This window comes from Pantoea sp. CTOTU49201 (assembly GCF_032054795.1).
GTDB classification, from domain to species: Bacteria; Pseudomonadota; Gammaproteobacteria; order Enterobacterales; family Enterobacteriaceae; genus Pantoea; species Pantoea symbiotica.
Genome location: NZ_DAMBSA010000203.1, coordinates 1 through 8215 on the forward strand (window position 1 = coordinate 1; position 8215 = coordinate 8215).

The following is an 8215-nucleotide window of genomic DNA, read 5'->3' on the forward strand; positions in this document are numbered from 1 at the left end:
ATTGGATTAAAACGCCGCTGAGTGAGGGCAGCCTGCAACCGATTCTGCCGTATTGGTGGCAAAGCTTCTCCGGCCTGTGGCTCTATTACAACGATCGCCGGTTGATTCCGGCACCGCTGCAGGCGTTTCTGGATTATGTGCGTGAGTTAAATGCGCAATAAATTGTGCCGCTACGGCATGTGTTCTGCTGCCAGCGCTTTCAACAGATTCAACCACGGCTGACTATCGCTCAACAGCTCACAGCTGAGATTTTCAATCGTCATATGCTGCGCCATCGCAGCACGGCGCAGCAGGTTGTAGGCATCATCTTCCTCCAGCTGCAATTCGCGCATCACACGTAGCTGAGCGGAAAACAGAAACTTGCGTGCGCGCAGGCGCTCTTCCTGACGCTTCAACTGGGCTTCCAGCTGATTGATACGCGCCGCGCTGTCGAGCGCGAGGGTAAAAGCGGTCATCACGCCATCAAAACGCACCGGCTTGCGCATATAGCTGTCAATCTTCTGCTCGGTGATCCACTGCAGGCGCGACGGCGTTTCCATCGCGGTGAGCACCACTTTTGGCAGCGCGGGCCACGGCAATTTATCTGTCGGATGAAACAGCGCCGGGTTGTCGCCATCAAACACCAGCAACTGCTGCTGCGCGAAGGCGCTTTCATTGGGAAACTCAGCGCAAAATTCTCCCTTAATGCCCATGCGCGCAAACTGCTGCGCCAGATGTTGATTATCGCGCACTGAGCAGCCAATCACGCACACCTTCAGTCCGCGCATCTGCACGTTTTTTCGACTCATGCGTTTTCCCCCCCCTTGCCGAGATGGTCGAGGTCGGTCCACGCCAGCCAGGGATCGGGCTTCACCGGCGCGTCGGCTTGCCAGAAACTTTCCAGCTTACCTGCATGGCAGCGTGCCAGATGCGGCGTCAGCCAGCAGTGATTGTTGTCGGCATCGATGCGAATCGGCCCGGTGGGCGAATCCATCTCATCCTGTAATACCGCCTGGCGTACGCCGTCGACTTCGGCGTTACCATGCCGCGCAATCGCGCGCGCCAGCAAATGCCCCGCCAGCCACGCGCTTTGGCTATCAACGGAGGGCGAAACCTGATCGCCAAAACGCTGACGATAGCAGCGCAAAAAATCGCGGTTAGCAGAGCTGTCGATCGACTGGAACCAGCTGGCTGAAACCAGATAGCCTTCCAGCGCCGCAGCGCCAATTAACTGCACTTCGGGTTCGCATAGCGTCATGCTCAGTTTCAGCGGCTGATTGAGCCACGGCTGATGCTGACTGGCCTGATGCCAGGCGCGGTAAAAGCTGTAGGCGCTTTTGCCGACCATGGTATTGAGGATCACTTTAGGTCGTCGCGTGATGATATCGCCGATCAGCTCACTGACATCTTCCTCACCGAGCGGCAACAGTTTACTTTCCACCACGCTGCCGCCGGCCGCTGTCACCGCTTCACGCGTAATGCGATCCATCTCCCACGACCACACGTAATTGGAACGAACGTGGTAAATCTCGGCATCGTGCTCCTGCAGCAGCCAGCGCAGCAGGGGAATCACATGCTGGTTTGGCGTCGCACCGAGATAGATCACGCTGTTGCTGCTTTCGAATCCTTCATAACGTGCCGGATGCCACAACAGTGCGTTGGCCGCTTCCACCAGCGGCAGGATGGTTTTGCGCGCCGCCGAGGTGTAGCAGCCGATCAGATGGCGCACGCCGTGGCGATGCAGCAGGTCGTGGCAATATTCGTGGTATTTATCCAGCGAACCGCCGGGATCGCGCACCACCGGCGCGAGGGTAAAGTCATAGTTTGGGTTGGCGTTGATCTCTTCAATCGCCAGCAGAATGCCGTTGAGCATTTCACGGCCAATCACCGCGTAATCGCCGGAAACCGAATAGAGAATGCCAACCGGGATGACGTTCTTGCTGGGTGATGTGGGCATAAATGACTCCGTGGGTAATAGTGCGGGTGGTGAAACGGTCGCCATAAATGGCGACCCTACGACGGACTGGTGCGCGCTCTATGCGTGAGCGCGCAAAATCAGTGGTGTGTAAAAATGCGGCTGACGCATCAGCACCAGATCTTTACGTCTTACCACATGATTCGGATAAGTTGTATCTGGCGAGCCGGTGGTGATGGCCAGTTGCGCCAACCCGTTATTGCTTAACACTTTGCTCTCCTGACGCGGAAAGGCAAATGTATCCGGGCCAAACACGCCGCTGATACCAAAACTTTCATCGGCCGCTTCAGGCCAATTGGCAAACGCCAGCCAGACATTGTTTTCTCCTGCGCGTACACGCGGCAATAGCCAGTGATAAGGATCGGCACCGCGTGGAATCGGCCAGACATGTGGGATCATGGTGCCTTGATGCGCCAGCGGCGCAGGCGTATCCAGCGCTGCCGGGCAGGCGATAATATCGCAACCTTCCAGCGCCAGAATGCGCGCCGCTTCCGGCACCAGCAGATCCTCTCCAAGTAGCAAACCGACACGCCCGCAGGGCAGATCGCAGGTTACCCATTTATCCCCGGCGCTGGCCCATTGCTGGTCAGCCTCACTGAGGTGAATCTGGCGATAATGCGCACTAAGCCCGGCGCTGCACGCCAACAAACAACTGTTATAGCAATGCGTGCCGTCGCGCTCAGCAAAACCCACTAACAGCGCGATATCCAGCTCCATAGCCAGCCTGATCACCGCCTGAATCGGCGCATCATCCAGCGTCAACGCGTTCATTTTACCGGCGTAGCCGGTCAACGCACGTTCTGGCAGCACCAGCAGTTCCACGCCACGCGCTTTGGCCTGCTCGGCCCAATCACGAATCTGCTGCAGATTGGCGCTCACATCGTTTTGCGGGCGGAACTGCGCCACGGCGATCACCGAATCTTTGGCGGGCGGCAGCGGATCGGTGCCGTACAAGCCAAAGAAGTCCTGCGGATTCCACATAAAGGTGTTGGTCATCAGGCGCTGATACAGTTCAGGTCGGCGTTTTTTCAGCGCAGGATTGTCCAGCGGCAACGTCAGTTCTGCACTTAGCACCTGATCGCCGCTGTCACAGCTTGCCAGCAGCTGGCCCTGGCTATCGGTGATACAACTGCCGCCGCTGAACTGCACGCCGCGCTCCCAACCCCAACGATTACTTTCGATTAACGCGCAGCCATTTTCCCAGCCGCGCGTCAACCAGTAAGGCGCGGGCGTGCGTTCAGCCAGCCAGTTGCTGATGTGGCAGATAATCTGCGCGCCGCCCACCGCAGCCAATCGCGCGGTTTCAATAAAGTGAATATCCATACAAATCAGCAAGGCGATATTGCCAATCTCTGTTTTGAAAATCTGATGACCGACATCGCCATTGGCCGCCCATTTAGGCTCCGAGATATAAGGATGCGTTTTGCGATGTACGCCAATCAGCCCTTGCGGGCCGACTAACAGCGCGCTGTTGTAGTAGATGTCGGTGACCGCGTCACGTTCTGGCATACCAAACACCAGATAGCAGTTGAACTCGCGTGCCAGCGCGGCAAAAGCCTGGCTGGTTGGGCCATCGGCGGTTTCCACAAAGGGCGCGACTTCGGCGCGATCCTGCCAGCAATAGCCGGTGGTGGCCATCTCCGGCATCACAATCAGGCGTGCGCCGTCGCGTGCGGCTTGGTTGGCAAGCACCAGCAGGCGAGCAACGTTCTCTTCTTTGCGAAACAGCGTCGGTTCAAACTGGATGGTTGCGACTTTGATACTCATTATTCAGCCTCCTTGCTCAGCTGCGGGTTAAAAGCGGGTTTCGGGCCTTGATAAGCATCCGACGGTTTCCAGCTGGTCTGCATATCTTGCGGGAAGGTTTTGAAGTAGTAGCGGCCTCGCGTCGCGGCGCTAATCGCAACGTGCAGTACCGGGCCAACCAGCATGGCGATAAACGAGGCGTAGACCATCGGATAAACACCCAACACGCCCGCCGCACCGATGGCGACCGCCACGCACAGCGCAATCACGCCAGAAGGGTTCCACATCCGCAGATACTCTTTGCGGAACTCGACGAAATCAGACGGCGCAAGGTGCAGTACTTTGCGGCACACAAAGTAGTCGGCAAGGATGATGAAGACCCAGGTATTGGTGAGAATGCCGGTGATCGACAGGAAAGTGCCGGTGTACTGCAGAATATTGCAGACATAGAACACCACGCCGAGCAGCCAAACCAGCAGCATCCACCATTGACGGCCTGGACGATAGTTGAACGCCATATCCATGGTGTTAGACAGCGCAATCGAGCCGGAATAGAGGTTGAGGACGTTGATGCGAATTTGCGTGATCACCGCGAACAATACGCCGGTGAGGCCGATGATCAATGGGAAGACAAAACCAGGATCGAGCGCCAGTGACCAGACGTCGGCGCCCTCAATATGCGGCATCAGCGTGTAGGCCATAAAGGCACCGAACAGCATCACCACCACAATCGGCAACAGCATGCCGAGCATAATGGTAGCGGTGCCTTTGTGACTGATATTGGGGCGTGCAAAACGGCCATAATCGGTTGCCATCAAGCCCTGAAACACAATCTGCCCGTTCGCCATGTTCATCACCAGCCACAGCGCGTTGCTGTCCACTTCACCTTTTGGCTGCCAGCCGCTGAAGCCGACCGAAGGATAGTGATGGGTCAGCTGCCAGATGCAGAAGCCAAACAGCAGGATAAAGATCGGCACGCCCCAGGTTTGCAGGAACTGCATCGACGACATGCCTTTCCAGACAAACCAGATGGCCGCCAGTCCCATCAGCGCAAATATCACGATGCCTGCCACCGAATTCACCGGCACGCCCGCGTAGTTGGCGATGGCGTGCGACACAATGGTGCCTTCGAAAAGGAAGTAGAAGATAAAGTTGATGGCGTAGATCAGCGAGGTGAACGCTGAACCCATGTAGCCAAAGCCCAGACCGCGCGTCATCAGGTTAAGCGACAAACCTTCTTTACTCGCCATCTTCATGATGCACGAGCCAATCAGCGTAGCGAACAGAACCATATAGCCAATCGGCAACAGCAGCAGCGGCCAGCCGACCTGATAACTCATATCCGCGCCCAGGCTGAACCAGAACATCGCCGTCGAGTTGCCCAGCAGCACCAGAATGATGGCGGGGATCGGCCAGCGATAGTGGGTGGGTACACGACCCACGGCGTAATCTTCTACCGCTTCCGCTTCGGTAATGTCTTGCGGTCCCTGAAACCACGTTTTCAACTTGCTCATAGTTTTACTCCAAATAAAAAAGCCCCGCCGACAGCATTGCCGGTGGGGCTTCTTCGCCTGAATTCGATGTATTGGAGTGACATGTAGCCACAAACCGCTTACCAGACTACGGCGCCTGTTCCTGCAAGGCAGGATGCGGTAATCAGTCAGAAGCAATTGGCGTGCCAGATAGCGGAAGGTACTGATGACGGGGATCCAGCCTTAAGTACGGACAGCTAAGTGCCTTAAGGTAGTGCGTGATGCACTGAAATGATGCTGACGTGGAAAGAGAAATGAAGAGTCATCGATATTTTGCAGCTTGTTAAATGTGAGTGGCTTTACTAATACTTAAAGCGAAATGTTAATTACAACCCATCCATTTCACGATTCTGACTTTATTTATTTTTTATGAAGCCGATGAAATCATGTCGGTTTTAGACACAGCATAAATTTTTTGCTGCCGACTGATGGAGGGCGAATTATGTCAATAAAGTGGGTAATCAGTGGATTTTTATTATTAACCTGCGAGCCAATATTCGCAGCGTCCCCGTATGGAAATCTGGCTTTTGCGCTCAAACAACAGCAGATCATCCAAAGTCTGCGAGAACATTGCTCGGTGGATAAAAACATCTCCGATGAAAAAGTCCGCAACGCATTTCTCAACGAGAAAAATAACCATGATCCGATCCTGGTAGCCGCCAAAGCGTATGATCATAAAGATATGCAGGGATATACTCGCGCCATTAATGCTGTGCGCTGCCCAGAGATGAAGTAATGAATTTATCCCTACGCAGATACCGTCATCTTTCGCTCTGATTTTCGGGATGAACTGCGCAGTTGGGCAAAGCAGGGAATAGAGCGGGAATAAAAAAGGGTGCTTTAATAAGCACCCTTATTCGATCACTGCATTTGTTGCTGAACGGGATTACGCGCCCAGCAGCTGATTTGCGGTTTTCTCAACCAGCGCCAGCAGGACTTTAACATCCTCGAGCGTCACGGTTGGGTTCAGCAAGGTCAGCTTCAGGCACGTCACGCCCTGATTCTCGGTCACGCCAACGTTAGCGCGGCCTGAATCCAGCAGTGCATCGCCGATACGCTGGTTGAACAGGGCAATCTGCGCGGTATCGGTCAGTTGCTCTGGACGATAGCGGAACAGCACGCTAGCCAGCTGAGGCTGCATCACCAGCTCCAGACGCGGTTCAGAGGTGACAAACTTCGCCACTTCCTGCGCCAGTGTTACGCCGTGATCGATGATCGCTGCGTACTGTTTCTGACCCAGTGCTTCCAGGCCCATCCACAGCTTCAGTGCATCGAAACGACGCGTGGTCTGCAGTGATTTGGAAACCAGATTCGGTACGCCGGCTTCTTCGTCAAACTCAGAGTTCAGGTAAGCCGCCTGATAGCGCATCAGCTCGTAATGACGCTCGTCTTTCAGCAGGAACGCACCGCAGCTGATGGTCTGGAAATACTGCTTGTGGAAGTCCAACGTGACGGAATCCACCAGCTCCAGCCCATCAAGGTAGTCGCGATACTTCTCGGACAGCAACAGCGCGCCGCCCCATGCTGCATCAACGTGTACCCAGATGTTGTGCTCGGCAGCGATACCGGCAATTTCACGCAGCGGATCGATTGCACCGGCATCGGTGGTACCGGCGGTCGCAACGATCGCCAGAATCTGTTCGCCGTTGGCTTCGGCCTGTGCCAGTTTGGCTTTCAGGTCTGACACATCCATACGGGCGAACTCATCAGACTTCACCTGCACCACAGATTGATAGCCGTGGCCAAGCAGCGCCATGTTCTTCTGTACGGAGAAGTGCGCGTTTTCAGAGCACAGCACTTTGATCTTACGCAGATCGCCAGTGATACCGTGCTGCTGCACCGAGTGGCCCTGGCGCTGATAGAAGGCATCGCGTGCCAGCATCAGGCCCATCAGGTTGCTCTGGGTGCCGCCGCTGGTGAACACGCCTGCGTCGCCAGCCGGATAACCCACTTGCGCACGCAGCCATTCGATCAGTTTGATCTCAATGATGGTGGCAGAAGGGCTCTGATCCCACGAATCCATACTCTGGTTGGTGGCGTTGATCAGCACTTCTGCCGCCTGGCTTACCACCAGGCTAGGGCAGTGCAGATGCGCCACACATTGTGGGTGATGCACTGAAAGACTGTCTTTCAGGAAATATTCAATCGCGCGTTCAATCGCGGCCTGGTTACCCAGGCCGTTTGGATTGAAGTCGAGCGTGATACGCTCGCGCAGTTCGGCAACGGTTTTGCCTTGATACATCTCAGGCTGTTGCAGCCACTGCACAACCGCGGCGCTGCTCTGGGCAATCGCCTGCTGGTACGCCTCAATGCTCTGTGCAGAGGCGGCCAGAATCGGGTTTACTTCAGACATTTACTCTTCCAATCAAACAGGTTTGACGCCAGCGCCAATCAGCGCCTGCTCAAATTTATCCAGGAAAATCGCCAGCTCATCGTTGGTGATCAGCAGTGAAGGCAGCAGACGCAATACTGCGCCATGACGGCCACCGCGCTCCAGAATCAGACCTGCTTCGAAGCACTTCTTCTGCAGCAGCGCAGAGAGCTCGCCGTCAGCCGGGAAGCTGCCCATGTGATCGGCCGCTTCGTTCGGTTTAACGATCTCAATACCGATCATCATGCCGAGACCACGAATGTGACCAATGACCGGGAAGCGTTTCTGCATCGCAGCCAGCTGCTGTTTCAGCCATTCACCCTGCGCGGCAACTTTGCCCGCGATATCCTGCTCTTTGAGGATTTTCAGCGTGGTCAGGCCGGTCGCCATCGCCAGCTGGTTGCCACGGAAGGTACCGGTGTGATGACCCGGAGACCAAACGTCGAACTGCTTTTTGATGCCCAGTACAGCCAGTGGCAGACCGCCGCCCACAGCTTTAGACATTACGATGATGTCTGGCTCGATGCCTGCGTGTTCGAAGGCGAAGAATTTACCGGTACGGGCAAAGCCAGCCTGAACTTCGTCGAGGATCAACAGAATGCCGTGTTCCTG

7 protein-coding genes and 1 pseudogene are annotated in these 8215 nt (G+C 55.6%); 2 read left to right on the plus strand and 6 right to left on the minus strand.

What is annotated here, in order from left to right:
• Positions 1–161 (plus strand): annotated as a pseudogene (locus tag RTY00_RS14655) (LysR family transcriptional regulator); the annotation flags it as partial.
• 9 nt (positions 162–170) lie between these two features.
• Here RTY00_RS14655 and RTY00_RS14660 read toward each other — a convergent pair.
• From RTY00_RS14660 to RTY00_RS14675, 4 genes are all read right to left on the minus strand, one after another.
• Entirely contained in the window at positions 171–788 is a 618-nt protein-coding gene (locus tag RTY00_RS14660) for an ANTAR domain-containing protein (protein WP_312664937.1), read from the minus strand.
• Complete coding sequence (locus tag RTY00_RS14665; RefSeq protein ID WP_312664938.1) at positions 785–1936, minus strand: transporter substrate-binding domain-containing protein; 1152 nt, start codon at positions 1934–1936, stop codon at positions 785–787. The genes RTY00_RS14660 and RTY00_RS14665 overlap by 4 nt, the downstream gene beginning before the upstream one ends.
• 78 nt (positions 1937–2014) lie before the next feature.
• Positions 2015–3721, minus strand: coding sequence for a nitrilase-related carbon-nitrogen hydrolase (locus RTY00_RS14670; protein ID WP_312664940.1), 1707 nt, complete (start codon positions 3719–3721; stop codon positions 2015–2017).
• On the minus strand, positions 3721–5214 hold the full coding sequence (locus tag RTY00_RS14675) for a purine-cytosine permease family protein (protein ID WP_312664942.1): 1494 nt from the start codon (positions 5212–5214) through the stop codon (positions 3721–3723). Before RTY00_RS14675 ends, RTY00_RS14670 begins: the two co-directional genes overlap by 1 nt.
• Before the next feature lie 460 nt (positions 5215–5674).
• Between RTY00_RS14675 and RTY00_RS14680 the strand changes: the two genes are divergently transcribed.
• Positions 5675–5968, plus strand: coding sequence for a YicS family protein (locus tag RTY00_RS14680; protein ID WP_312664943.1), 294 nt, complete (start codon positions 5675–5677; stop codon positions 5966–5968).
• Between the two features lie 150 nt (positions 5969–6118).
• On the opposite strand, the gene RTY00_RS14685 is transcribed toward RTY00_RS14680, so the two are convergent.
• Both RTY00_RS14685 and RTY00_RS14690 read right to left on the minus strand, forming a co-directional pair.
• Positions 6119–7585 (minus strand): aspartate aminotransferase family protein, encoded by a 1467-nt coding sequence (locus RTY00_RS14685; RefSeq protein ID WP_312664944.1) that lies wholly within the window; start codon positions 7583–7585, stop codon positions 6119–6121.
• A 12-nt stretch (positions 7586–7597) separates the two neighbouring features.
• Positions 7598–8215 (minus strand): aminotransferase class III-fold pyridoxal phosphate-dependent enzyme (locus tag RTY00_RS14690; protein ID WP_312664945.1); only part of this gene is annotated, 618 nt, incomplete at its 5' end.